Source organism: Parahoeflea alexandrii, from assembly GCF_027214025.1.
Lineage (GTDB): Bacteria > Pseudomonadota > Alphaproteobacteria > Rhizobiales > Rhizobiaceae > Hoeflea > Hoeflea alexandrii_A.
Genome location: NZ_JAPWHB010000010.1, coordinates 42,782 through 66,528 on the forward strand (window position 1 = coordinate 42,782; position 23,747 = coordinate 66,528).

Annotated in this window: 26 protein-coding genes and 1 pseudogene; 16 read left to right on the forward strand and 11 right to left on the reverse strand. The window is 56.3% G+C overall.

The features are described from left to right. Positions 1-221: 221 nt before the first annotated feature. From repA to repC, 3 genes are all read left to right on the forward strand, one after another. On the forward strand, positions 222-1,430 hold the full coding sequence (repA, locus tag O4H62_RS24495; protein ID WP_035522563.1) for a plasmid partitioning protein RepA: 1,209 nt from the start codon (positions 222-224) through the stop codon (positions 1,428-1,430). 78 nt (positions 1,431-1,508) lie between these two features. Then, positions 1,509-2,504, forward strand: a complete 996-nt coding sequence (gene repB, locus O4H62_RS24500; protein ID WP_269391504.1) for a plasmid partitioning protein RepB — start codon at positions 1,509-1,511, stop codon at positions 2,502-2,504. Positions 2,505-2,696: 192 nt separating this feature from the next. Continuing rightward, entirely contained in the window at positions 2,697-4,013 is a 1,317-nt protein-coding gene (repC, locus tag O4H62_RS24505; RefSeq protein WP_269391505.1) for a plasmid replication protein RepC, read from the forward strand. Positions 4,014-4,253: 240 nt separating this feature from the next. On the opposite strand, the gene fic is transcribed toward repC, so the two are convergent. Both fic and O4H62_RS24515 read right to left on the reverse strand, forming a co-directional pair. Beyond that, a complete protein-coding gene (gene fic / locus O4H62_RS24510; protein WP_269391557.1) occupies positions 4,254-5,357 on the reverse strand; it encodes a protein adenylyltransferase Fic in 1,104 nt (367 codons plus the stop codon). Between the two features lie 256 nt (positions 5,358-5,613). Next, positions 5,614-6,744, reverse strand: coding sequence for a site-specific integrase (locus tag O4H62_RS24515; protein ID WP_269391558.1), 1,131 nt, complete (start codon positions 6,742-6,744; stop codon positions 5,614-5,616). Positions 6,745-6,869: 125 nt separating this feature from the next. Here O4H62_RS24515 and O4H62_RS24520 point away from each other — a divergent pair, with 125 nt between their 5' ends. After that, positions 6,870-7,823 carry a DUF1403 family protein gene (locus tag O4H62_RS24520; protein WP_269391506.1) on the forward strand — a complete coding sequence of 318 codons (954 nt, stop codon included), beginning with the start codon at positions 6,870-6,872 and terminating at the stop codon, positions 7,821-7,823. A gap of 2 nt (positions 7,824-7,825) precedes the next feature. Further along, positions 7,826-8,512 (forward strand): SMC-Scp complex subunit ScpB, encoded by a 687-nt coding sequence (gene scpB, locus O4H62_RS24525; protein ID WP_269391507.1) that lies wholly within the window; start codon positions 7,826-7,828, stop codon positions 8,510-8,512. A 248-nt stretch (positions 8,513-8,760) separates the two neighbouring features. Here the strand turns inward: scpB and O4H62_RS24530 are convergent, their stop codons facing one another. Beyond that, positions 8,761-9,111 (reverse strand): hypothetical protein, encoded by a 351-nt coding sequence (locus tag O4H62_RS24530; RefSeq protein WP_269391508.1) that lies wholly within the window; start codon positions 9,109-9,111, stop codon positions 8,761-8,763. 79 nt (positions 9,112-9,190) lie between these two features. Here O4H62_RS24530 and O4H62_RS24535 point away from each other — a divergent pair, with 79 nt between their 5' ends. Beyond that, positions 9,191-10,171, forward strand: coding sequence for a restriction endonuclease (locus tag O4H62_RS24535; RefSeq protein ID WP_269391509.1), 981 nt, complete (start codon positions 9,191-9,193; stop codon positions 10,169-10,171). 30 nt (positions 10,172-10,201) lie between these two features. Further along, the gene (locus tag O4H62_RS24540) at positions 10,202-10,414 is read left to right on the forward strand and encodes a hypothetical protein (RefSeq protein ID WP_269391510.1); all 213 of its coding nucleotides are present in this window, start codon (positions 10,202-10,204) and stop codon (positions 10,412-10,414) included. A gap of 47 nt (positions 10,415-10,461) precedes the next feature. Here the strand turns inward: O4H62_RS24540 and O4H62_RS24545 are convergent, their stop codons facing one another. The 4 genes from O4H62_RS24545 to O4H62_RS24560 are packed head-to-tail and all read right to left on the reverse strand — an operon-like array spanning position 10,462 to position 12,690. Continuing rightward, complete coding sequence (locus O4H62_RS24545; protein ID WP_269391511.1) at positions 10,462-11,433, reverse strand: ImmA/IrrE family metallo-endopeptidase; 972 nt, start codon at positions 11,431-11,433, stop codon at positions 10,462-10,464. Continuing rightward, positions 11,378-11,869, reverse strand: a complete 492-nt coding sequence (locus O4H62_RS24550) for a helix-turn-helix domain-containing protein (RefSeq protein ID WP_269391512.1) — start codon at positions 11,867-11,869, stop codon at positions 11,378-11,380. The genes O4H62_RS24545 and O4H62_RS24550 overlap by 56 nt, the downstream gene beginning before the upstream one ends. Positions 11,870-11,877: 8 nt before the next feature. After that, on the reverse strand, positions 11,878-12,492 hold the full coding sequence (locus tag O4H62_RS24555) for a GNAT family N-acetyltransferase (protein ID WP_269391513.1): 615 nt from the start codon (positions 12,490-12,492) through the stop codon (positions 11,878-11,880). Between the two features lie 3 nt (positions 12,493-12,495). Beyond that, positions 12,496-12,690 carry a ribbon-helix-helix protein, CopG family gene (locus O4H62_RS24560; RefSeq protein WP_269391559.1) on the reverse strand — a complete coding sequence of 65 codons (195 nt, stop codon included), beginning with the start codon at positions 12,688-12,690 and terminating at the stop codon, positions 12,496-12,498. Between the two features lie 176 nt (positions 12,691-12,866). On the opposite strand from O4H62_RS24560, the gene O4H62_RS24565 reads away from it, so the two are divergent. From O4H62_RS24565 to O4H62_RS24590, 7 genes are all read left to right on the forward strand, one after another. Continuing rightward, complete coding sequence (locus tag O4H62_RS24565; protein WP_269391514.1) at positions 12,867-13,721, forward strand: multiubiquitin domain-containing protein; 855 nt, start codon at positions 12,867-12,869, stop codon at positions 13,719-13,721. After that, positions 13,718-15,127 (forward strand): ThiF family adenylyltransferase, encoded by a 1,410-nt coding sequence (locus O4H62_RS24570; RefSeq protein ID WP_269391515.1) that lies wholly within the window; start codon positions 13,718-13,720, stop codon positions 15,125-15,127. The genes O4H62_RS24565 and O4H62_RS24570 overlap by 4 nt, the downstream gene beginning before the upstream one ends. 83 nt (positions 15,128-15,210) lie before the next feature. Continuing rightward, positions 15,211-15,495, forward strand: a complete 285-nt coding sequence (locus O4H62_RS26575) for a DUF6527 family protein (protein WP_430538517.1) — start codon at positions 15,211-15,213, stop codon at positions 15,493-15,495. Positions 15,496-15,564: 69 nt separating this feature from the next. Continuing rightward, on the forward strand, positions 15,565-15,894 hold the full coding sequence (locus O4H62_RS24575) for a hypothetical protein (protein ID WP_269391516.1): 330 nt from the start codon (positions 15,565-15,567) through the stop codon (positions 15,892-15,894). Then, positions 15,878-16,921: a hypothetical protein gene (locus O4H62_RS24580; protein ID WP_269391518.1), complete on the forward strand. Its 1,044-nt coding sequence runs from the start codon at positions 15,878-15,880 to the stop codon at positions 16,919-16,921. The genes O4H62_RS24575 and O4H62_RS24580 overlap by 17 nt, the downstream gene beginning before the upstream one ends. Then, complete coding sequence (gene dcd / locus O4H62_RS24585; RefSeq protein ID WP_269391519.1) at positions 16,918-17,523, forward strand: dCTP deaminase; 606 nt, start codon at positions 16,918-16,920, stop codon at positions 17,521-17,523. Before O4H62_RS24580 ends, dcd begins: the two co-directional genes overlap by 4 nt. 61 nt (positions 17,524-17,584) lie before the next feature. Then, complete coding sequence (locus O4H62_RS24590) at positions 17,585-18,643, forward strand: RES family NAD+ phosphorylase (protein WP_269391520.1); 1,059 nt, start codon at positions 17,585-17,587, stop codon at positions 18,641-18,643. A gap of 471 nt (positions 18,644-19,114) precedes the next feature. Here O4H62_RS24590 and O4H62_RS24595 read toward each other — a convergent pair whose 3' ends face one another. The 4 genes from O4H62_RS24595 to O4H62_RS24610 form a co-directional block, all read right to left on the reverse strand. Further along, positions 19,115-19,477: an STAS/SEC14 domain-containing protein gene (locus O4H62_RS24595; RefSeq protein ID WP_269391521.1), complete on the reverse strand. Its 363-nt coding sequence runs from the start codon at positions 19,475-19,477 to the stop codon at positions 19,115-19,117. Then, complete coding sequence (locus tag O4H62_RS24600) at positions 19,449-20,414, reverse strand: cation diffusion facilitator family transporter (protein ID WP_269391522.1); 966 nt, start codon at positions 20,412-20,414, stop codon at positions 19,449-19,451. The genes O4H62_RS24595 and O4H62_RS24600 overlap by 29 nt, the downstream gene beginning before the upstream one ends. After that, complete coding sequence (locus O4H62_RS24605) at positions 20,404-21,216, reverse strand: ZIP family metal transporter (protein ID WP_269391523.1); 813 nt, start codon at positions 21,214-21,216, stop codon at positions 20,404-20,406. Before O4H62_RS24605 ends, O4H62_RS24600 begins: the two co-directional genes overlap by 11 nt. A 535-nt stretch (positions 21,217-21,751) precedes the next feature. Then, positions 21,752-22,249 (reverse strand): copper chaperone PCu(A)C, encoded by a 498-nt coding sequence (locus O4H62_RS24610; RefSeq protein WP_269391524.1) that lies wholly within the window; start codon positions 22,247-22,249, stop codon positions 21,752-21,754. A 125-nt stretch (positions 22,250-22,374) separates the two neighbouring features. On the opposite strand from O4H62_RS24610, the pseudogene O4H62_RS24615 reads away from it, so the two are divergent. Both O4H62_RS24615 and O4H62_RS24620 read left to right on the forward strand, forming a co-directional pair. Beyond that, positions 22,375-22,590 (forward strand): annotated as a pseudogene (locus O4H62_RS24615) (IS3 family transposase); the annotation flags it as partial. Between the two features lie 233 nt (positions 22,591-22,823). Then, a complete protein-coding gene (locus O4H62_RS24620; RefSeq protein WP_269391525.1) occupies positions 22,824-23,351 on the forward strand; it encodes a DedA family protein in 528 nt (175 codons plus the stop codon). Positions 23,352-23,747 lie beyond the last annotated feature (396 nt).

Sequence of the window (23,747 nt, forward strand, 5' to 3'; positions counted from 1 at the left end):
TGCCGGGACAGCAAATATCCAAAAAGGCATTGGTGGCGTCAAATAAGTATTGGAAAACACTGGAAAAATTCTGCTTTTCCAGAGAATCTGGAGGCCGATGGTTTGGCTCGTGTTAAGAGACCGTTAACCAAAAACCGCTTGCGCCGGAACCGGAATCGCCCATAGTAATAACGCTTTCCCGCATGTTGCTTGGGAAAAAGCGTTATTTCGATGGAAGTGAGATGTTGGTGTCAACAGTCGATGAGCAAAATGCGATGGATTTCGACGAGGAGATCATCCAGCAGGGTGAATTGATCTCCGATCGTCTGAATATGCTCCGTCTCGAGCAGTACCCGCCTGACGCGCAAAAGGGTCTGCGTTTGTTCTCGTTGGCCGAGGTTGCAGACTTCATTGGCGTTACCCAGAACCACGTGAAAAAATTGCATTTGGATGGGAAAGGTCCTGTTCCAACGGTCTCATCGTCGGGGAGGCGCTCCTATACTGCAGAACAAATGCTGGAGTTGCGCGAGTATCTCGATAAGCACGGACGTAGCGGCGTGAAGGACTATGTCCCACGTCGACGTGAGGGTGACCATTTGCAGGTCATCTCTGTGGTCAATTTCAAGGGTGGATCTGGTAAGACTACCACCACAGCCCATCTGGCACAGTACCTGGCTCTTACGGGGCACCGTGTTCTTGCTATTGATCTCGATCCGCAAGCATCGCTCACTGCTCTTCATGGCGTTCAACCCGAGCTCGATAAGAATCCTTCCCTTTTCGACGCTTTGCGATACGACAACGAACGCTGTTCGATTAAAGAAGTCATTCGTACTACCAATTTTCCCGGATTGGATATCGTCCCGGCGAACTTGGAGCTCCAAGAGTACGAATACGAAACGCCACTTGCCGCATCTGATCGGAGCTCACCTGAGGGTCGGCTTTTTTTCACGCGCATCTCCAATGCGCTAAAAGAGGTTGATGACCGCTATGATATCGTCGTTATCGATTGTCCGCCTCAATTGGGATATCTCACACTGACGGCACTTACGGCTTCGACGGGCGTTCTCATCACTGTGCATCCGCAAATGCTCGACATCATGAGCATGAGCCAATTCCTGCTTATGCTCGGGGGCATTCTGCAATCGATTAAAGGAGTTGGTGCCAAGGTTCGACTTGATTGGTTTAGATACCTCGTGACTCGCTACGAGGCGACAGACGGGCCCCAAGCTCAGATGGTGGGCTTCATGCAGGCAATGTTTGGTAAGAGAATGCTGAACAACCAGATGGTCAAGTCAACCGCAATCTCCGATGCGGGCATAACCAAGCAGACGGTCTATGAGGTCGAGCGAGCGCTGTTCGTTCGCTCGACCTATGACCGGGCCATTGAGTCCCTTAATGCAGTGAACGGAGAAATAACTTCTCTCATCCACTCGGCATGGAGGCGCAAATGAAGGCCATTTTGACAGCCGTGCAGATTGCGAAAAAGCGGTTAGAGAACAATACGATATCTCCCATTTTAGGTGAATATCATGGCTAGAAAGCACCTGCTTGCGAATATCGGAGATCGTCCCACAAAGCCCGTCGAGCATGACGGAGTGGCGGAATCGCGTGTGGAATATGCGCGCCGCGGTGCTTCACGATCTATGATGCAGTCCCTTGACGATCTTGCTGAAAGCTCGATGCGCGTTCTGGAAGGCGACATTGTGGTATCGCTGGATCCAGATAAACTCGACCCCTCCCCTTATGCGGATAGAATTGGCGAGGACGAAGAAAAGGACGGTGAACTCCTACAGGCCATCAAAAATGCCGGACAGCTTTCTCCTGTTCTGGTTCGGCCACATCCCCAGACAAGCGGCCGCTACATTGTAGTATTCGGCCACCGGCGAGTTAGGGTGGCCCGAAAGCTTGGGCAGGAAGTTCGAGCCGTCATCAAGCCCCTTGAAGATATTGCCCACGTCATCGCTCAGGGTCAGGAGAACTCAGCCAGGGACGATCTGAGCTTCATCGAGAAGGCGCTTTATGCACGGCGCTTGCTCGAGTCCGGAATCGACAAGGCTACCATCAAGATAGCTTTGACGATTGACGACACTTTGCTTTCTCGAATGCTCTCCGTCGCTGATGTCGTGCCAGAAGCCGTCCTCGAGGCGCTCGGCGCCGCGAAGGGTGTTGGCCGGGACCGTTGGGAAGAACTGAAGAAACTCGTTCAAATGCCGGCAAATGCTGAAACGGCGCTGGAGCTGGTTCAGAGTGAGGCTTTCGTTGAGGCAGAGGGGAGTCAACAATTCACGGTCCTTATCGATGGCCTCAAGTCTTCTCGAACAAAGAAGGCCAAGCCGAAGCAGGCGGCGGAAAAGGTGTGGAGTCTGTCCGAAGCTGCCGTCAAAGTGACGACAAAGGATAGCGGCCGGACCTTCACTCTTGCCTTGAAATCCAAGGATGCATCTCAGTTTGGCGCGTTCCTCTCGGGACAATTAAAGCGCCTTTACGAAGAATTTCAGCAAAACAAAGAGGAGGGCGGTGAGTGAATCAACGGCCGTAAACGGGCGGCCATGGCAGAAATTGGCAAAGAAAAAGGCCACCGAAATCGCTTCCGGAAGCCCTCTCTTAGTGTGGTAGCTAGAGAATCGCACTTCCCGGAATCACAGTCAAGGCTCTTTTGAGTCGTGAGCGCCGTTTCGGCGAGCAGTTTTCTATTGCCTAGCAATAGGTGAAAGAAAATGCAGACGCATATCTCCACGACGCCCTTTGGGCGGCGGCCGATGACGCTTGGCCAAATGGCGAGCCAAGTCGCCGCGAAATCCATACCCCAAGGGGCAACGGTCGAGAAGTGGAAGGCCTTCCGCTCGATCCGTGAAGCTCGCGATCTTCTGGGCGCCACAGACCGGTCCCTGGCCATTCTCAACGCGCTCCTGTCATTCCATCGGGACAGCGAGCTGTCGGGCGACGGGACGCTGATCGTTTGGCCGTCGAATGAACAACTCATGGCACGCGCGAATGGCATGCCGCCCACGACGCTGCGCCGGCACCTGGCCGTCCTCGTCGATTGCGGACTGATCATTCGCAGAGACAGCCCGAATGGAAAGCGTTTCGCGCGCAAGGGCCGGGGAGGAGAGGTCGAACAGGCCTATGGCTTCGACCTCTCGCCGATAGTGGCCCGCGCCGAGGAGTTCGAGCAACTCGCGGAAGCGGTTCAGGCAGAGAAGAAAGCCTTCAAGGTCTCCAAGGAACGCCTGACACTGCTTCGTCGGGATGTTGTTAAGATGATCGATGCCGGCATCGAGGAGGGCGTTCCAGGCAACTGGGGCCGTATTGGTCAGATCTACCAGGAGATTATTGCACGGCTTCCTCGCACGGCACCGCGCCAAGTCGTCGAAAGCCTTTGCGATGAGCTCCAGGAGTTGTGGACGGAGGTGCATGACATGCTGGAATTATTCACGAAAACACAGAATATGGACGCCAATGAGTCCCAATCTGGATGCCACATACAGAATTCAAAACCAGACTCCATATTTGAATCTGAACACGGCTCTCGAAAAGGGAATGAAGCGGGCGGCAGCGCTGATGAAAACGACAACCTGCGGAGTTTACCGAAGCGGGAGCTGCCCTTGGGGATCGTGCTTGACGCTTGCCCGAACCTGATGGACTTGGCTCAGGGTGGTCGAATACGCCACTGGAGCGATTTTTTGGCGGCCGTGGAGGTGGCCCGGCCGATGCTGGGGGTCAGTCCGAGTGCGTGGCGAGAAGCTTGCGAAGCCATGGGCGAGGTTCAGGCGGCGATCACGCTGGCCGCAATCCTGCAGCGGTCTGATCAGATCAACAGCGCTGGGGGATATCTGCGCAGCCTCACCGACAAGGCGAGAGAGGGCCATTTCTCGACCTGGCCGATGGTGATGGCCCTACTTCGGTCCAAGCTGGATGCAGACAAGGCGGCAGCCACGACCGATAGGGAGCCGCCAAACGGCAACAAGGGCGGGGAAGGACAGTATGAGGTCTCAGAAGCGCTTCTGAAATCCCTAAACAAGCCCAGATCGTGATGATGAGCGCTTTGGCTATTGCTGCATTGGCTGTGGTTTCAGCATCGATCAGGCGGGAACGGCGCGCTCGGTCGATAAGGTTCTTGACAAAAGAGGGCGACTATTCCGAGCTACCCGCTGTGTCAACTCACGAAACCACCCAAGCTGACCGGAGATTTCGCGATAGGTGAGATCTGGATTGGACGCATGAAATTCCCCGCGTCCAGTGTCATCTCAGGTGCTGCCTGGCGTTTGGGCGTTTCATTGGTTGTGCCGAGCCGGGCGTTGCTCGCTCAGGAGCGCAAGTAGCGCCGGATTGATATAGAGATTTTCCCGGCCCGCCTTCATTTCCTGCAGCAGGCCCAGTTCGGTGAGGGCCTTGAGATAGACCGACGCTGCCTGTCGCTTTGCGATGCCGGCCGTCACAAGGTCGCCGATTCGGCAATAAGGGTTCACGAAGATTACCTCTGCCAACTCGCGCGAATAGATTTTGGGCAGATCGCGTCGGATATGCTCCGCGGTTTGATCCAGCAGGTCGCGGATGGCGCGAATTCGCGCTGTCGACCAGTTTGCCGTTTCGCGCACAGCCTCCAGCATGTAGAGGATCCAGTCCTCCCATGCCTCGTCGGTCGTGACGGCCAGGAGCCGATCATAGTAGGCGCGTTTGTTCCCGATGATGTAGCGGCTGAGATAGAGTATTGGGATGTCCAGCAGGCCTTTGTCGACGAGGAAGAGCAGATTCAGCACTCGGCCTGTCCGGCCATTGCCGTCGGTAAACGGGTGGATCGCCTCAAACTGGTAGTGCATCACGGCGAGTCGGATCAGCGGGTCGATGTCCTCGGCTTCGTGAATATAGCGCTCCCAATTAGCGAGCTTGTCGCGCAAAAGTGCCTGGCCCTCGGGCGGCGTGTAAATTACTGAGCCCGTTGCCTCGTTCATTAATGCCGTTCCCGGTGTCGCCCGGATATCCAGTTCAAAGCCCTTGATGGTTTGACAGACAGTGATCGCCGTCGACGTCGACACAGGTCGCTGCTTGAGCGTCTGAAAACCTTCGCTGAGGGCTGTGCGATAGCGTAATGCTTCCTTCGTCGCAGGATCGGCGTGATTGCCGGCTTCGTTGGCGAAGCGGAATAGCCTGTCGGTGGTAGTGACGATGTTTTCGATCTCCGAGCTCGCCTGCGCCTCAAGCAGTGGAATCGAGTTGATCAAAACTGCTTGGTTCGGAATGAGCTGGCCGGATATACGAAGCTCGGCCAGTGCTGCACGAGCCTCGATGCAGGCCTTCAGGACGGCCTTCGTCTCAACATCCTCGCGCGGGGGCAGGGGAGGGAGGTCATTGTAGGGGCGATCCGGGCGAAACGACATGTCGATCAATCCTTCTTCGATCGACATGTCGGGGGGATATGTCGTCGGTGTCGACATATGGCAAATTCGTGTCGATGGAATTCTAATCTATCGACATAAGCTAAGGGCGACAAGCCGGTTGTCCAGATGCCGAGGTAATCAGCATACGCTGGACGCCAGAGCGGACATCCAATCAAAAATGTCGGATTTTCCGTTCAGGATGGACAGAGCTCCGTTCTCTCGCTTCCCTCGGGGGGATTAACCTGGGAGGAGGCTTCTACAGCCCCGCAGCCTTAGTCAGGTTGATGCGGAACCGATCGCGCCGTCTCTGATACCGACGGGTCATTTCGGCCGATGTGTGGCCGAGTTGCTTTTGGACGTAACGCTCATCGACTTCGGCGGAAGACGCAAGTCCCGCGCGCAGGGAATGGCCTGAGAATTTTCCGGCGCGCCCGTCTTCGCTGAGGTCACCACGCACGCCGGCTGCCAGCGCTGACTTTTTAACGAGGCGTGCTACCTCTTGATCGTTCAGGCGCTCCGGCCCGACATCTTTGCCCTTCCCCTTCACACGGCGGAATAGGGGGCCTTTGGCTAGTTTCGCAAATTTGATCCAGGTCTCTGTGGCAGAGACCGGGCACGTAGCGTCGGAGGAGCCGCAGCCGATCTCCACCTCGCGCCAACCGGTCTTTCCGCGCAGCGTTACCAACAGGCCTTTGTCGAGCATCTCTATCCAGCCGCGCCCGTCCTCCGTTTGATCCCGACCAAGGTCAAGGCCTGTGATCTCTGATCGTCGCAAACCGCCGGCAAACCCGATCAACAGCATCGCCCGGTCGCGCAAGCCACGCAGTGAACCACGATCAAGCGTTTCAAGCATAGCAATCAGATCTTCTGGCAGCAGCGCTTCCTTCTGTCGGGGTGGCGCGGCATGGGTGTTGCGGATTCCAGCCATTACCGTTGAAATCGCCCGATCCTTGCGATCAAGCGGCTGACCGCGCTGGGCATAGTTCCAGGACAGCGAGGAAAGCCGCCGCTCGATTGTCGAGACGGAACTCGGCTTTTTGTTGCTGGTTGCGCCACCTGATGCGCAAGCGGTGATATAAAGGCCGACGACCTGCGGGTCTGGGGGGAGGGGAGAGAGGTTCTGGCGGCGACACCAGGCAGCAAAATGCTTCCAGTCCGAAGCGTATGCACGCCGTGTATTTGCGGAACTCGCGGCCTCGACATAGCCACGCGCGCGATCAGTCAGGTCCTGGAGATGAGCTGGCACGCCGGCATCGGTCCTAACAAGGGAAGAACCCCGTGCTTGTTCGGAACCCGCCGAAACATCACCGGAAACCGCCGTGCTGTCAGACGGTGCTGAGCACTCCTGGGCGTCATTTTTGGTGTTTTGCTCGACGATATGGGCCATTCCCTCTATAAAGAGCATTATGAACGATAATGCAATCTTATCATTCATAAATAATCAATGACAGGACGTGCGGTTTGATGCATTAGATCTATCACAAACTGCACACATGATGTAGCTTCTTCCGCATGGATTCGCGCATCATCTCCTCTTTGGAATATCCCTCGCCCCTGCCGCAGATTCCCGGATGGGCTCTGGCGCGTGGTCGCGAGACGGGCGACGTTGAAGCAGCCTTTGCAGCCGGCATCGCTTTGAAAACGCTTGATGATCTTGTTCGCTCCGAACCCGCCTGGGCCGGCTGCTGGCGCTCTCGTCAGGCGCTGAAATGCGCCGCGGCCGCCGTCCGGTTGATGGGCCGTACCGAGGACGAACACGCGTTGCGTGACGCGCTTTTGCTCACTGCCGCAGGTGATGATTCTGGGCCGGCCGGAAAGGTGCTTTTGGCCTTCAAAAGGGTTTCGGCACGAAAACCCGGGTTTTCCTCAAAAGCGGTGGCCGAACTGGCCGATCATTTGGGCCTTGCCTGGGATGAGCCGCTCGCAGCTGCCGTGGATCATGTTGACGAGGCGCTTCAATCCAGCCGGCCGGCACCTTTTGCCGCGGCGGAGCTGGTGACAGCGATCTGTGCCTCGCGTCCGGATGCCGAGCCGCTCGCCTGGGCGCTTGCCGACGTTTTGATGGCCGAAAAACTCAAATGGCCGTTTCCGCTGCCGCTGCTGATGGCCGAACGGTTTGGGCCGGCCTTCCGCACCCTTGGAGGGAGAGGGCGCGTCCGCCCGGGCGAACCCGCATTCGCGGGGGCGCTTTGTTTGGCTCTGGTTGACGGCACAGTGGGCGCCCTGCGGTCAGCCGGCGAGATCGCCCGTCGAGCCGATCAGCTTGTTGCTGTTGCGCCGAAGCTGCGCACCAAAGGGGCCGAGCCGGTGATTCAGGCATTGCTCAATGAGGATGCGATTGCGGCTTCCGCGCCCGGCTCGGACCTGTCCCGTTGGGCTGCAACCCGCCTGTTCGAGCGGCTGGAGAGATTTGGCGCCGTGCGCGAACTGTCCGGCCGACCTTCCTTCCGGATCTATGGATTGTGACGATGACCGGATCGACCGCAGCAAGACCATCCCGAAAAAAGGCGAACGCCGGTGAAGACGTTCTCCTGGATCGGGAGCTGGGAGATCTGCCGGCGGAATTGCGTTGGCGGGAATGGATGATGCGGGTTGAGGCGGTGATTTTTGCTTCAGCCGAACCTGTCACCCGCGAGATTTTGGCGCGCGTCGTCGGTAAGGATTGCAGCGTCGACCTGCTGATTGATGATCTGCACGAGGAACTACGGTCCCGGCCCTACGAGCTGGTGTCGGTCGCCGGTGGCTGGCAGCACCGAAGCCGGTCCGCTTACGCGCCAGCTATTCGGGCCTCGGCGGCGCCGACGCGCTCGGCAGCCGCAGTGCTGTCCGAGCTCGAGTCGATGGTGCTGATGGCGATTGCGTATTTCCAGCCGGTGACGAGGAGCGAGCTGTCGAAGATCTTTGGCAAGGAGGTCAGTCGCGATCTGATCGGATCGCTGCGGGCGGCGGGGTTCATTTCCTCTGGACCGCGCAGCCCAACGCCGGGCGCGCCGTATACCTATGTGACGACCAGGCATTTCCTGTCGGCCTTCGGGATGGAGACGCTGCGTGACCTGCCGGATATGGAGGCGCTCGAGGATGCTGGGTTGCTCAGCCGGCGGATTGAAGAGAGCCCTGTCACGGATCCTGATTCAGAGCTCCATGAGATTGATTGAAACTAGGGAGATGCCTTGTCGCGGAAAACCACTTCACCCAACTACATCGCGACCTTCTCGACTTCAGCGCCAAGGACGCGTGATCGCCACCCGAATGAGCCGAAACACCTTGCGGCCCGGCTGCTCACGCCGTATCCGTGGCGAAGGCCAACAGCCTACACTCAGAAGGTAGGATAGACAGCAACTATGCGAGAGACCGGAACCCTGCCGGAAGTAACTGTTCAGAAAGGGACTGACTGACGACGGCGTTAGTCACCCCACTCGCTCCGGCGCCCAGGTGGGCGTGTGTCAGCGGTTCGCCAGATCTTGCTACCACGTTCGCCGCGTCGTCTTTGTTTTCCGTCAGCGGTCCAGGCAAGAACACTGGCGGCGTCGGCATTGCGATATTTATGTGTTTCATCCCACTCCCAATCGAAACTTACCGTCTCGCCCTTGAATACAAATTTGCCTGACCATGCCGCGAGAAACGAATACTTCTCCCCGGAGATCACCATGACGTGCTGGTACCAAGCGCGCTTATTGCCGCCCCGGCTCGGTGGACGCGATTTATCTTTGAGATAGACACCATAATTTTCGAGATCTGCCTTCTCAATCCTCAAGTTTTGCTCCCCGTGTATTTCCAATTATGTTCCATGATAGGTACAGGAGCATAGGAAGAATTAGAAGGATGGCGCGTTCTTGAGTAAACTAAGTGCAGAGGAATGCGACGCGCTCGATCTTGAGCTCACCAAGCTTCGGGCGGATGAGAGCCTCGATCCGAGGGAATTGGAGCTGGTTTTGGGCCGCGTATTGAAGCCGCTGTTCGGAATCGAAGGCTACGATGTTGAGCACACCGGTGGGATGAACGACCAAGGAATTGATTTCCGCGCCTCGCGTGGGGCGGATGAGACCGGTTCTGCCGCCGTCGAAACCATCGGAGTTCAGGCCAAGTTTTACAGAAAGGCCGTCCGGCTCGTGGCGATGGCGGACGTGCATAAGTTGATCGGCGCTGCGTTGTTGCAGGGTCTCAGCCGCGTCGTGCTGGTTAGCAACGGCGAATTTTCGGGGGAGGCGCATGCCGCCGTCGAGAAAAGCTTGCCGCTTCAAATCGAGTTGCTCGACCTTGGTGGGCTGCGCCGCTGGATCAGTCGCCTTCGCGGAGAGAAGCTCGATGTGGAGGCTGAGGTCCGGATCATGCTGCGCGATCTCAGCAGTGGGCTCGCGCGGTTGATCGGGAAGAGCCCGGACGCCTTGGATCATCTCGAATGGCGCATGGTCGAGCAGGTCGTCGCAGAGGTTTTCGAAGGGTTGGGGTTCGTCGTGACGCTGACGCCGGGCTCAAAGGATGGCGGAAAAGACGTCATTCTGACGTGCACGGTGAAGGGCAAGCTCGCCGAGTACTACGTGGAAATCAAGCATTGGCGTTCATCCACGAAGGTCGGATCGGCGGCCGTCGAAAAGCTCTTGAAGGTTATCGTGGAGGAAAAGAAAGATGGCGGCCTCTTCCTGTCGACATACGGCTTCACGTCGAACGCGTTCGAGCAGCTCACGACCATCGACAAGCAGAAGCTGATATTTGGAGATCAGGAGAAAATCGTTACCTTTTGCCAAACCTACGTCAAAGCCAAAGCTGGGCTCTGGTCGCCGCCGGAGAACCTGACCGAGATACTTTTCGCGTGATAAGGACAGCGGCTGTCGGGATGGCGTAGGGTGGATATGACTCTCGAGAGAAAAATACTTGATGGAAAGATTGCGAGGGGCGAAGAGTCGTTTGCCGTCGATTTTCATGTCTCGGTTGTGGCCGATTTCCGCCTGAAAATTGAAGTCGATCTACTTCCGATCCAAACACTCTTCCGTCTTCAGGGCGCTATTGAGGAGCCTGAAGGCCAGGCCTCGGACGGCGCCATGTTCTTTTCTGGATAAGCAGCTCAAGCAATGTTAGGAGAAATCGATTACTACAAGCCCACAACTTAGATTCCGACAACCCTCGCGTAGGGCCGTTGGTAAGTCGCCAAAGTGAGGCAATCGTACGTATTGCTGAATGTTTCGAAGAGAAAAACATGCGTCTCGCCGCGCTTGTCAACAAGGTTGACTTCGCCTGCGCCGAGAGGGCCACGTTTCTGAAATTTGCAATACGTCCGCATAGCTTTCATCAGATGTTCGACAGGGAGGCTCTCAAACATCGCGCGGTATGCTGGGGATTCTATGATGTGACGGAAGTTTGATTGGCCTCGTTTCGGATAGTGCGGATGAATGCCGATCACACCGATCATCGGCACGTCTCGATGTGAGTCCTCGATGAATCTCCAAAACGTCGTCGTGTATGTGTTGCCAAAGGCCCCTTTGAGGGCGCAGACGGCGCCCAATCCGGGAGCTGAATCGTTGGCAGCCGCTCGAAACCGAGATTGGAGAAAGAGTAGTTGGCCAGCCGCGTAATTTGCCTCGGCCTCGATCTGGTGATGACACCCAGGGGTCAAGGTTTGCTCTTGATCACCGAGCATCAGATCTTCGTGCCAAGGCAAAATGCTATGGCCAACCTCATGGGCCTCATTCCAACGCTGCTTTGCGTCAGGTTGCGCGCTGTCGAGAAGAATTCTCTTTCGATCCGGAAGATACAGAGCTCGCAGATCGAACTTCCGAACTGCATCCAGTATGAGGCCAGGGCGCTTCATTATTTGCGCCCCGGCCACTGTAAGCTTGCTAATGGTCTCTCGAAGAAAATCATCATCCGTGGTCGAATAGTACCGGCGATCGAGCTTCAAGAGTTCGCGAACGTCCCCGAGTTGCAACGGGGGCTCCGGGTTGCCAAGTCCCCGAAGAACTTTGTTGACCTGGTTTTCAATGTCGGAAGCCGTGCCACGGCTGAGGATGATATTGCGCACTAAGTCAGCCTTGTTGTTTTTCCAGATATGCAATGAACTCCTCAAGAACACGCTGTTCATCACGCGATAATTTCTGCGGTGCTTCACCCGAACGCGCGGCAAACCTGAGCGCCTGTTCGTGCAAACCCGGGCGCGCGACAGTATTGCCAGAGAGCTGCTGGAGCACTTTGCCGGGCAGATCGAAGGTTTCCGCCAATCGATAAACTGCCCGCGGCTCCGGCCGAAAATGAGCGTCACGCTCAATTCGCATGATATCGCTCACCTCGAGATCAGTGCTTTCAGCGAGTTTCTCGATCGACAGGCCTCGACGCCGGCGCATCGTTTCTACGAGCGAGCCAAACGCCATGCGCATCGGATCAGCGGTTTCATCGATTGCGGGTTCTACATTTAATTGTTCTGGGGTTGGGTCCCTGGCGAGCCGTCCGGCGGAAATCTCAAGATCGCCCTCCAACTTGGCTCTGCGTTCGAACCATTCCCTCGTGATTTCGAGTTTCATGGCGGTTCCTATCCTGAGAATGCATCAGCCTGGGCTGATGTCATCTCAAAGTATCTTAATCCTTCATAGGTTCCGTCGAGGCCAAGATCGGTCATACCGCACGCAGTCGCATAGAAGGCCTCCGCACTCGGCAGAGAGTGGAGGCCGATGCGACCGCGCAACTCGTGGTCTCGACTGATTTCAATTGCAGCTCGGATCATGATGGTGCCGACGCCACTGAAACGGGGCGTGGCAACTATCGCTTTACGGTTCCAAGGCGCTGTCTCGACATAATCGATATAGACCAGATCCTTACCTGCCTGTTGTGGTACCCGGCAGCGACCGCGTGCGGTGTTGAGCTGCATCAACCCCTGGAGCTTGCCTTCGCAGCGAAGTGCAAACGTTTGAAAAGCGAGTAAGCCGGTGATTGCGCCTACCTTCTCTCTCCATTTCCAATGCCAGCCTTCTGGCCAATCGGCGGGCCTCCGGCCCTGCGCCATGAGCTCTCTGATTTTCGCGTTGGTTACTGGCTTCCACTCGGCTTCCACCGAGCGAAGGTCAGCTTCGCTAATAGTTTCAATGAGTTCCGCGGCTACCGGGTCTCCGGTACGTTTATCGGTCAGAAAAACTGGATAGGAGGTCACGATTTACAGCACCATAAGTTCAGCCTTCTCCTTCTTGGTATCATCCTCGAAGAAGAGCTTTCCACCTTGTTCTAGGCGCACGTCAACAAGCTGATAAAGCCTGAGCGCCTGGCGAAGCACTGCCGTCTTAGACAGGTCCTTTTTGTCGCAGAGATTCTGCAGGGCCTGCATTTCAGCGTCAGTGAGATTGAGGGTCATAGTTTTTTTCAATGGGCGGCCTCCTATGCAATGGGACTCAGCGAACATACATTTTTTAGCTAAATAGTCAACGTAAAAGAATTTACAAATTGGCTATTGATTAGCTAAAAAATAGCTATTATATGTGGATACAGATGGAGCGACAGGCGCTCTGTCGGCAAGCGGAGAAATCCAAAATGACTGACAATATCGCAGAGCGCCGTCGCACCTTCGACATCAAGATCGACGGTAACCCCTTCACCTTCGAAGATCCGATCGTCACCGGCGCCCAGGTTCTTCAGAAGGCAAAGCTCTTCCCCACTGACGAGCACCTCCTGTTCCAGGAACTTGAGGACGGTCAGCTCGAAGAAATCCGGCCGGACGAAAGCGTCGATCTGCATCGTGAAGGCCGCGAGCAGTTCATCACCTTCAAGAGCGATCGTTCCTTCCGCTTCGTGCTGGACGGCCGCAAGTTCGAATGGGGACTTCCCTTCATCACCGGGCTGCAGCTGAAGCGGCTCGCCGGTGTCGATCCGAACTCTTACGGCGTTTGGCTCTCCCAGCGCGTCGGTGACGACAAGCTAATCAGCAACAAGGAGAAGGTTGATCTTCAGGGTGACGGAACGGAGCGTTTCTTCACCGGTATCGACACCACCACCGAAGGCGCGGGAGCAGTAGTGCTCCCGCCCGAGGACCGTGACTATCTTCGCGAACAGGATATCCAATACGAGGAAGTTGCCGAAGGCACCACCAAGGCTGTTGTGCTGAAGGGCTGGAGCTTGCCGCCGGCGCGTTTCGATGCTGGTGCGGCAGACATTCTCATTCTGTTGCCGCCGGCCTATCCGGATTGCGCTCCGGATATGTTCTATCTGATGCCCTGGGTCCGGCTCGCCGCCAGCCAGCGTTATCCGATGGCCGCCGACCAGCCGCACGCCTTCGCCGGCAAGTCCTGGCAGCGCTGGTCTCGTCATAACAATGCATGGCGCCCTGGTGTGGATGGTATCTGGACGATGGTGCGCCGTATCGAACGGGCATTGGAGATGGCAGCATGAGAGCCGATCTCACATTCAGCGAATTGCATCTCGGCGTGCTTCGCGCCGAGCTCTGCCGCTCCGACGATCAGGAGTATGCGGCTTATGTCTTGTTCGGACTTTCACGGATCCAGGAAGATCCGTTCAGCCGGCAGCCTCGGCTGCGTCTGATGGTTAAGGACGTGCTTCCGGTCGCCGAAGAAGAAATCAAGTCCGTAGACCACCAGCACATCTCCTGGAGCACCAATCGGTTCGTGGACCTTTTGTCCCGCGCCGAGAGAGAAGGACTTCAGATCGGTATTGCCCACTCCCATCCTCGTGGGCCTAATTATTTTTCCTCCCAGGACGATCGCAATGAAGCGGAGCTGGCTCGCCTCGCTCAAAATCGAAATGGCGAAACCGCCATCATGCCGAGCCTGCTCTTTGCAAATGGAGAGCTTGTCGCTGGCCGCGTGTGGACGTCGCCCGACAACGTCGTCGATCTCGAATATGCACGGACGATTGGCAGCAATTGGCAAACGATCTTCTTTGCTGCAGAACATAATGTTGTATCTCCCACTCTCGCACGCCAGGAATTGGCCTTGGGTGCCGGGTTCAACCGTTTGATGGGCCATATGCGGATCGGCGTGGTAGGAGCCGGAGGTACCGGAAGCCCGCTCCTGCAACAGCTGCCGCGAATGGGCGCGGGGCACATCTGCATCTTCGACCCCGATCACGTTGAGCATTCCAATCTCAACCGCCTGTATGGCGCAACCTGGGATGACGCGGAACGCAAGGTGAAAAAGGTTGAGGTCGCAAAGCGCGAGATCGAGAGAATGGGCCTCGGCACGCAAGTCAGGACGTACGACAGCTGGATCGGTTCGGCCGAGTGCCGCGACGCACTGAAATCGATGGATCTGATCTTCGGCTGCACCGATGACCACGATGGGCGCCTGCTGCTCAATCGGCTGGCCTATTATTACCTCATTCCAGTCATCGACATTGGGCTTGCACTTCGCGTGACCGAGCGCTTCGGGATTTCCTGTCTTGAAGCCGATGGTCGCGCAACGGTTCTGGAGCCGGGCAGCAGTTGTCTGGTGTGCCGGCGTATTGTCGACGCCGGGGCCGCGGCCGAAGAGGCGCTGCGCCGCACTGATCCGGAGGAATACGAACGACGCAAGTCGGAAGCCTATGTGCGAGGCGAGGGCAATCCGTCGCCCGCCGTGATATCCTTTACGACGTCCGTCGCCACCATGGCGGTCGAAGAAATGATCCAGCGCATGAACCGGTTCCGCGGCGAGGATGGTTCCATTGCCAACAGGGTACGCAAGTTCAACCTGGTCGAAGACTTCCGACCGGGGGCAAGGCAGGAGCCTTGCCGTATATGCGCATCCGACCGCATCCACGGTCTCGGCGATGTTCAGCCATTTCTGGGGAGGGCAGGATGATGTTGCGAAATACAATCGCCAAAGCCCTTGCTTGGCTCGGCATAATCGAACGTCCCGAATTTCTCGTTTCGGCGGCGCTCGACATGCCAGCTCCAGACGACCTTGTTGAAGGGCTAGTGATTGTCGTTGGTCCCACAGAGCGACCAAAATGGGTGACGTTTCCATGTCCGTCCGGGTGCGGAACGTCGATCCTTCTCTCGCTCAATCCCGACCGGCGGCCTCGCTGGAGCGTAAGTTCGGATTGGCTCGGTCGGCCGAGTCTTGAACCCTCCGTGCGCAGAACTGATGGCTGTCGCTGTCATTTTTGGATGCGGCGTGGTCGGATCGACTGGTGCAAAGATAGTGGGGGTATATTACCGAATAATTAGTGAATTCTATTCCACTCTCAACTCTGCCGAGTTACTCTCGCTTCGATTCGGCGCGAGTTGGGGGACGATATGCTTGCAGCCATGCCATCCGAAAACAGCAGGCGCCTCGAGCTATTTCGGCTGGCATTGGTTTTGATCGATCGTGGGAACGACAAAATTCCCCATCCTTTATCGCTCCACTTCGACTGTGTATTGCACCAAGCGAGAGAACTTTCTGACAATCCGCATGCCATCACCCCAGATGTTACGCCGCAAGCAGTGCAGCTTGCAAACGATCTCTTGGCGTATAAGGGGCTGCGCGACGCTTTAGTCGGTGTCAATTCGCTGGGGGATGTTAGCCAAGCCGTTGCTCATAAGGTGCTCCGAAATTTGGAGCCGAGAATTGCATCCGCGGACTGACCTTGCACTACTGGCCGAAAGCCTGACGCAGCTTTCCAAGACACCGTATTTCAATCGCGCGATTGAGAAACACGCGAATGCGCTGATTGATGTCATCAAGCATGCGCTGGAGGTGTCGCCGGCCTATGATGAGGAAATACTCCGATCCTTTACGGAGAAGGTCTGGACCTGTCACCGCTATCTTCAGGGTTCGACGACGAAGGAGGCACCCTATGAGATCGAATATTGCATGCGCCATGCCATCAACGAATGGCTGCCAGATAAATGCATCGTCACTACGGCACTGACCGACGAAAAGGACTTCCATCTCAAGCCGGGAGATCCATGGGAATTCGTCGCAACGACAATGGACCGTTACGACGGAAAGCTACCCGAAGAAAAACTCATCTTCATTGGCGTTCCGAGGATCTATAAGCACATGCCGCTATTCTGTGCGGCACTTTATCATGAACTCGGGCACTTCGTTGATCTTGCGCGAAACGTCTCTGGCTCCACCCTTCTGACACACCCACAACCCAATGCCACTCCGGAAGTCCTTGAACTTATGCTCGTCCATAGGCGGGAGCATTTCGCGGATCTTTTCGCGGCTTGCTATGTCGGGCCGGTGATTATCGACACGCTTTACGCGATTAATCCCAACGCCGAAATCAGCTTGACTCACCCTTCGACGGAAAAGCGCCTTGGGACGATACAAGCTTTCCTTGACGGCGACGAATTTGATGAACTGGAGATGTATCAGGCCGCGCTGAAGAGCCTCGGTTTGCCGGTGCTCCAGGCACGCTATACGGTGCCACCTCTGGAAGCAGCGTTCGACGACATCAGGCCATATCTGATCTCAAACGACCGAGAGCTTCACGGCATGTTTCCAGGTGGCTGGTCCTATCTCGGCAAAATAAAGTCGGGCGGCGGGCCGGGTTGGGCGAGCGGCGGCGGTCAGCTTGATGCGGTCCGCATTGTCAACGACCTTACCGAAAAATCGATTAGGAATGCATCTATTCGAGACCTGTGGAAGCGAGGAGCGGCATGATCAAAAAAGATCTCCTTGGCCGTCTCAGCAAAAACGATCCCACCGGTCTATGGGTCGACCCTCTACTTGATGATGCACAGATCGGAGATCTAACTGTTGATCTCCGGCTAGGCTATGACTTCTTAGTATCCATAGTCACCCGCCGGCCCTATATCGGGATTGCACGTGATGACGAAAGATTCCGCGCCATATCATCCTATTTCCAGCCAACCCGTCGCGAACTGGGCGAACACTTCATCCTATATCCGGATCAGGTCGTGCTTGCGACGACGCTCGAGTACATCGCGCTCCCGAGCGACTGCTATGCAGATGTCCTGACGAGGAGCAGCTACACCAGGCTTGGGATTGCGGTGAACACGATGGTCCAGCCAGGGTTTCGCGGATGTTTCTCGGTTGAGCTTTTCAACCACGGCAACAATCCGATCGAGCTAGTCGTAGGCGCAAAAATGTTCCAGATGCGGCTGACCCAATTGTCGGAGAGCATTACCTATGGTGGGTTGGAAAGGAAATATTTCGGAAACGTCAGGCCGACCCCATCGCGTGCGGCCGATGACAGCGACCTGCAAAGACTCCGCTCGATATCGGAGAACCGTCGCGATTAAGTGCAAAAAAATAATATAAAGTTGATAGGACTGCATATTGAATCAAGAGACTTGCCGAACGATGACCACTGCCTGCGAAATTGGTGAGATGGCCGTTCCGCCCGAGCCCTACGGCCCCTATCTTCCAATTTCCGACGAAGAGGTGGCGGTTTTCAACGACATCCTCTCCGATGAGATCGATTCTGATTTTACATCCAGTATCGGTTGCTGCGATCGCTGCTATCAGGATTTTCTTGGTCACTGGCCTAACGTTGCGTTCCGCGATCACGAATTCCAGAGCCTTGCAATGGAAGCCGACTATCTCATTGACAACTCCCGTGTCCTCCAACTCTACAGTCCGGCCGAGATTTCGACACTGAAGCACCTTGTGAGCTGCCCGCGGTGCTTGGAGCCAAGTATCCGAAGTGTTTGGATCTACGAACATCGTTTCAGCGATGCGCCAAGAATTGAAAAAGCCATCGATGAGCTTCTGGAACTTGGTAGCAACACCCCGTTTCTTGTGCTTGAACACGCATTCGCAAGAGACGTGCTGAACGAGATTCGTCATCAGGCCAGCCGGGTCGGCTCCGATGTACTCGACTACGCGGTGTTCAGAGCGCGCTCCGTGGTCTCGGTGGAAAAGCTGGGTCAGCATCCCGAAAAGCTCCAGACCTACGGGGTTCCTCCCGCACCGTTGGTGGGTGAGGGGCGATTTAATCACGCGGGTAGCCCAATGCTCTATGTGGCAAGCACCGAGATGACGGCTGCGGCTGAACTGGGTTCACCTGGACAGGATGCGTTCGTTGCGATGCTGCACGTCAAAGGATCTCTCCGAGTGCTCGACCTCGTCGATATTGCTGAAGAGCAGCCCGGTTTTGAGCTGCTCGATGCGCTTGCCAACTCGGCTCTACTTGCTGCGCCCCGCACCGGCGAAGGTTGGCTGAAACGTCAATATGTGTTCTCAAGGTTTGTCGCCGACTGCGCACGTTCCGCCGGGTTCGACGCCATCAGATACGGGTCCAATCAGGACGTGAGTGGCTTCAACTACGTCTTGCTGACACCACGCGACGACATTACATCGTCGATAACGCTGCTCTCGCACAGCCGAGTTCAGTGCCCCTCGCCTTCAAAACGATATTGATAGACGTTCGACCCCCACTCCCGGATACCGTCACGGAGGGATTTTACGCTAAGTCTTTGTTTCGCGGGCATACAGACAACCGAAATTGACCGGTCGTTGGTTCGAGTCCTTTCAAGACCTGCGAGACGGCCCGGCATTTCGCGGTGCGCCTCGTTCGTGACCTCGCCTTTGCCGAGGTGCAGGCCGCGCCCGTAAAGCAGCAACGCTACCGCTAGCGGCACCACTACAGTGAATTTCAGCGACCATGCGGTCCAAAAGTCGTGTGGCGATATCGGTGCACCCTCTGTATGGGCGCGAGCGTTGGAGGCGGTCACGGCCGCAGCGCAGAAGCCGACCCGTCAGCCGGCCTTCTGGCACGCCCCTGTGCACGTAGCGTCGGACGGCTGCTTCTGCTCTGGGCCAGAGACAGGTCCGAACTCGGCCGGCGCGGTCGCTGAAAACGTGCTGCGCTGGGCAAGGGTTGCCATCGCGTCAAGCCCCGCCCGCCCATTCCTCGGCCGCGTCCAGCGCGCTTGCGTCGAACCAGCGCATATCGGCATGGGTCAAGGCCTTAGCGAGGGTGGTTCCCCACTGCTGCCACGCAGCGTCGCCGACCACGGCGATACGGGAGAAATCGTTTCGATGGGCGGTGTCCATCTTGAAGTCTTCTCGCATTGCAGCGAGGCCCGTGTACCCTTCTAACTTCGTCAAATCGACCACGAGGCCGGGCTCTTCTACAGATGCAAGTCGCTCATGCAGCAACGCGTGCATCCGCTCGAGATCGCTTTCGCTGAGCTTGCCCTCGCAGGCGATTCCGATGACGTCGTCACGATTTGTCCGGGTCTCGGTGAACATGGTCTTCCTCCTGTTTTTCGGGATTGCCGTGACCATAGAGGTCAGCATTTTCGTGCGCTCGGTTCTCATGCTCGAATTCAAGGGTGGAATGCGTGATGCCGAACCGATCGTTCAGCCTGTCCTTGATCTCGTTCTTGATATCCTTGAGCCGCGACCAATCGTCCGCAGTCACGACTACATGGCAGTCGAGTGCCGCCTCATGCTCCTGCATCTGCCAGAGATGCACATGGTGGACATCTCCGACGCCCTCGACGCCGCGCAGGGTTTTGACGACATCGCCGCCGTCGATCTCCGGCGGGCTGCCCAGCATCAGCGTCCGGACCGGATTGCCGATCTCGGTGAAGGCCAAATAGAGGATGTAGAGCGCAATACCGATGGTGATCGCCGGGTCGACCCAGCGCATGTCATAGAGAATGATGAGTGTGCCACCGATGATGACGGCGACGGATGCTAGCGCATCCGAAAGATTGTGCAGGAAAAGCGCGCGGATGTTCACGCTGCCCTTCTGCATCGAATAAGTGAGCATCGCAGTCAGCGTGTCGACCGCGAGTGCGACACCCCCCAGGATGACGACCGTCCAGCCCTGGACCTGGGGCGGGTCGATCATCCGCATTCCGCCCTCATAGATCAGGTAGAGGCCGACAAGAATAAGCGTGGTGTAGTTTATCAGCGCCGCGACGATCTCGATGCGGCCATAGCCAAACGTCATGCGCTCGTCCGGGGGCCGTCGAGAAATCTTGCGCGCGGCAAAGGCAATGACCAGCGAGGCCATGTCGGAGAAGTTGTGCAGCGCATCTGCGATCAAGGCAAGGCTGCCGGAAAGAATTCCCCCGGCTATCTGTGCGACAGTGAGAATTCCGTTCGCCCATATTGCAATGGAAACCCGGCGATCGCCTGATTGCGGGTCGATGTGGCCATGGCTATGGTCATGAGGCATTTGCATATGTCCCGCTTTGCTCGATCCCTGAACTTCTCTCGCCGGTCGATCCGCCACCGCTGGCCATGACTGTCTCCAGACCGGCGGAAACCAAGGTAAAGAGAACGAAGCCGCCGACGAAGGCCAGTGCCGAGAGGCGGTTGTCGCTCGCGGCCTCGTGTGCCTCCACGAGCATGTCCTCGACTGCTGCGACCGACAGGAGCCCGGCGACGAAGCTCAGCGCGGCGTATTTCGCTTCATCCGGCGCGCTTCGCAGCAGGAACCATGCAAGCAAAGCCGTCCCTAGGCAATAGAGAGGGAATGACAACGAGACCGCGATCCGCCGCTTGCGCGACACGCCGTTCTGTTTGAGGTTTGCCACGACCGAGTATCCCTCCGGAAAGTCGGCCAGTACCTGCCCCGCAGCCAACAAAACGGCAAGCGAGGCACCGACCGCAGTGCCGGAGGCTATCATCAAGCCATCACCGGAGAGGTCGACAGCTACCGCAACATAAATCATCCACATTTCAGTGCTTCCGCCGCTCTCCCGCGACGGCTTTATCTTCACGATCAGCGTTTCGGTGCCGATATAGGCCGCTCCGCCTGCTGCGAAGGCGACGGCGATCCACCAGCCGGCGAGATTGTCGAGTGCCTCGGGAATCAGCTCGATCGCTACCACGCCAATGACGATGCCCGACGACGCATGGAGCGCCAAGTTCAGAAGTCGTGGCGATGTTCGGACGAACTCAGCGACCATCGCGCCAGCGAAATTGCCGAGCCCCGGTAGGAGCGCGAGGCCAGTTATCAGCCATAGGTTGTTCACCACCGCTCCTTCACAATGCTGCCGTTCGCATTTGCTCCGTCCCGCGCACCCGCTTCGCGCGCATAGCACACTGAAGCTTCCTTGGGCGGCAAACTCATAGGGCGCGGATTTGTTCCATCGCATCGGAATTCAAAAAGGTGCGAATCGTCCCCAGTAGCTGCTGCAGCGGAGCCTCCAGAAGAGTTGTCGCTTCAAAAACAGGTGGTGATACGCCAAAGGTCCAATTTTGCAGTTCTGTGTCTTCTACCGCTACATTCGCATAACCGACGCTTTGGAATAGACACTACTACAGGCGGCAAAAACAGCTCCCGCGTCCAAGGTGTTGGCCACATAGATAATTCTGCTAATTGGGTCACAAGGTTTTGCATCGAACCATCGCCCCGTAGCCGGGTTTAATCCAGTTCGTGTTTTAGGGTCCGCAGTACCCGAATATCCAGAAATCTGCGAGTTGTTTAGCCCACCTGGGGAAGTCGAGGCCGCCCAGAATCTACAGCAACCCGTTGCGTTTTAGAGTACGACTGGTTCAAGGTTCGCGCTATTCATCTCCGTCACCGTGATGGTGGTCTGCCATTTGCGTGCCTGTTCGAATCCAAGTTGCAGAAACGGCTATACGTCGCCCACCGTCAAACACCAAAACCATGTCTATTTCAGTGAGCGTCTCAGTGTTTCCTTTAGGTTCGCCCAAGGTGAGATATACACCGTCTGGTCTCATCAATAACTCTGCACGACCCGGTATGGGAACCGTCCGGTAAACCGGGTCGGGCATGACCTGTCCTTTTGTCAACTCTGTTCGGCGAATGGATATTTTGCCGAAAGCATCACTCTCCACCGCAGTGAGCGTCACTGGTTCACGCGTTCCGTTCCAAATGATAAGAAATCCCGTCGTCTCCTGGACACCAATTCTCGGCTGGACGATGACGGCATGTTCGACAACGAGGTCATTGCTGGCATTTGACGAGATGCTGGTACCCGCAATCGACGGGACCACAGAAAAAAGTAGACTGGCCGTAATCATACAGAATGTTGATCTCATGGGTTTCCTAATTCAAACATGTCGGGCTTACCGAAATCTTTTGCCACGGATCGTTGCATATTCTCATTTCCGCTCGCAATGGTGCTTTCGTAATTCAGCCACCAGATGGGGCGAACTGATGGAGAAACTCTGATGAAAACGCCGTTGCCGAGAGCTTTTTCAATTTGCTCAAATAGGAGACGACAAAACGATGAACCTACAAGACCCGCGTTAAGGCCAGACCGGATGTGTTCGACTACATTGAGGTGCTCGACAACTCCAGACGCAAGCCTTTCAGGAACGGGATGCTGTCGTCCGTCGCGTTCGAACAGCAGCAGAAAATGACGTTCAAAAGTATCTAGAACACTCGGAGCTGTTCATTCTGCGCAACCAACTTTGATTACATGTCCACGACCACCGTGCATTAAGCAGGCAGATCTATGCGAAGGGCAAATCTGATGGAGTGTGTAGCCCGTACACAGTGGGATGGTTATTTGTTCCGAGCAGATTGAATGGGTGAAGTGACATCGACGGTATATCTGAGCTGATACGGGAGTGCGGTCTGTGGATCTACGTCCTGATTTTTGTATACTGCATGTTGAAAAGTGGTAGTCTGCCTTTGTTCGCGGGTTATGCGGCTCAAACACTAATTTTAGATTTACATATTGTCTTATTCGCGACTTTTGCCGGCGGCTACCTGGGTGACGAAGCGCGGTTCTTCATTGCCAGACGCTTTGGAGATGCTTGGCTAAACAGATGGCATTTTGCTCAAAGGGCGAATGTGGTAGCAGGCGCTTTGATTGCAAAGTACGGTTGCGCCTACATCTTTCTTTACAGGTACCCCAAGGGTATGCGGACCATCGGCGCGCTGCCGGTCGGTCTCGGATCAATGTCATGGGGTAGATTTACGGTTTTAAATGCAGGATCGGCCATGATTTGGACAGCCTGCTTGGTCTCGGTGGGCTTCGTTTTCGGTGCGCGGGTGGAGGAAGCCGTGGAAACAGGCTGGGGCTTTGCAAGTATTGTTTTCCTTGTCGCCTTGGTCCTTCTCACGGTTTTCGCATGGTGGCGGATAAACCAGATAGCTGTCCCAGCTCCGACAGTTGAGGAACAACCGACTTGACACAGTCTCGCTCGCTGCTGATCGCGAGACCGAGTAGCAGACGCACATCGTCTAAACCGGAGCCGAAATCCCGGCACTGCTTGATAAATCTCAGTCCCGAGAGGTACGTATCTTCGTAGCAGCGTTGCTCGGAAACTGACCGCCGTGCTGTCGGGATCGGACCTATCTCGTAGAACCAGATTGTCGGCGCAGTCACGACCAAGGCTTGGCCCGATCTCCGTCGGGGAACACGGGGAATCGAAGACACACGGCGGCTTTGTTCCTGGCCCTTCAGAAGCGAGTAAGACTGACCTCTAAGAGCGCGCGATACTTTGGCTACACAGGTGCGACTATATGGGACGAATCAGACGGTTTCCCACTGGGCTGCTGCAGTTCGTGTGCGCAAACGACATGCTA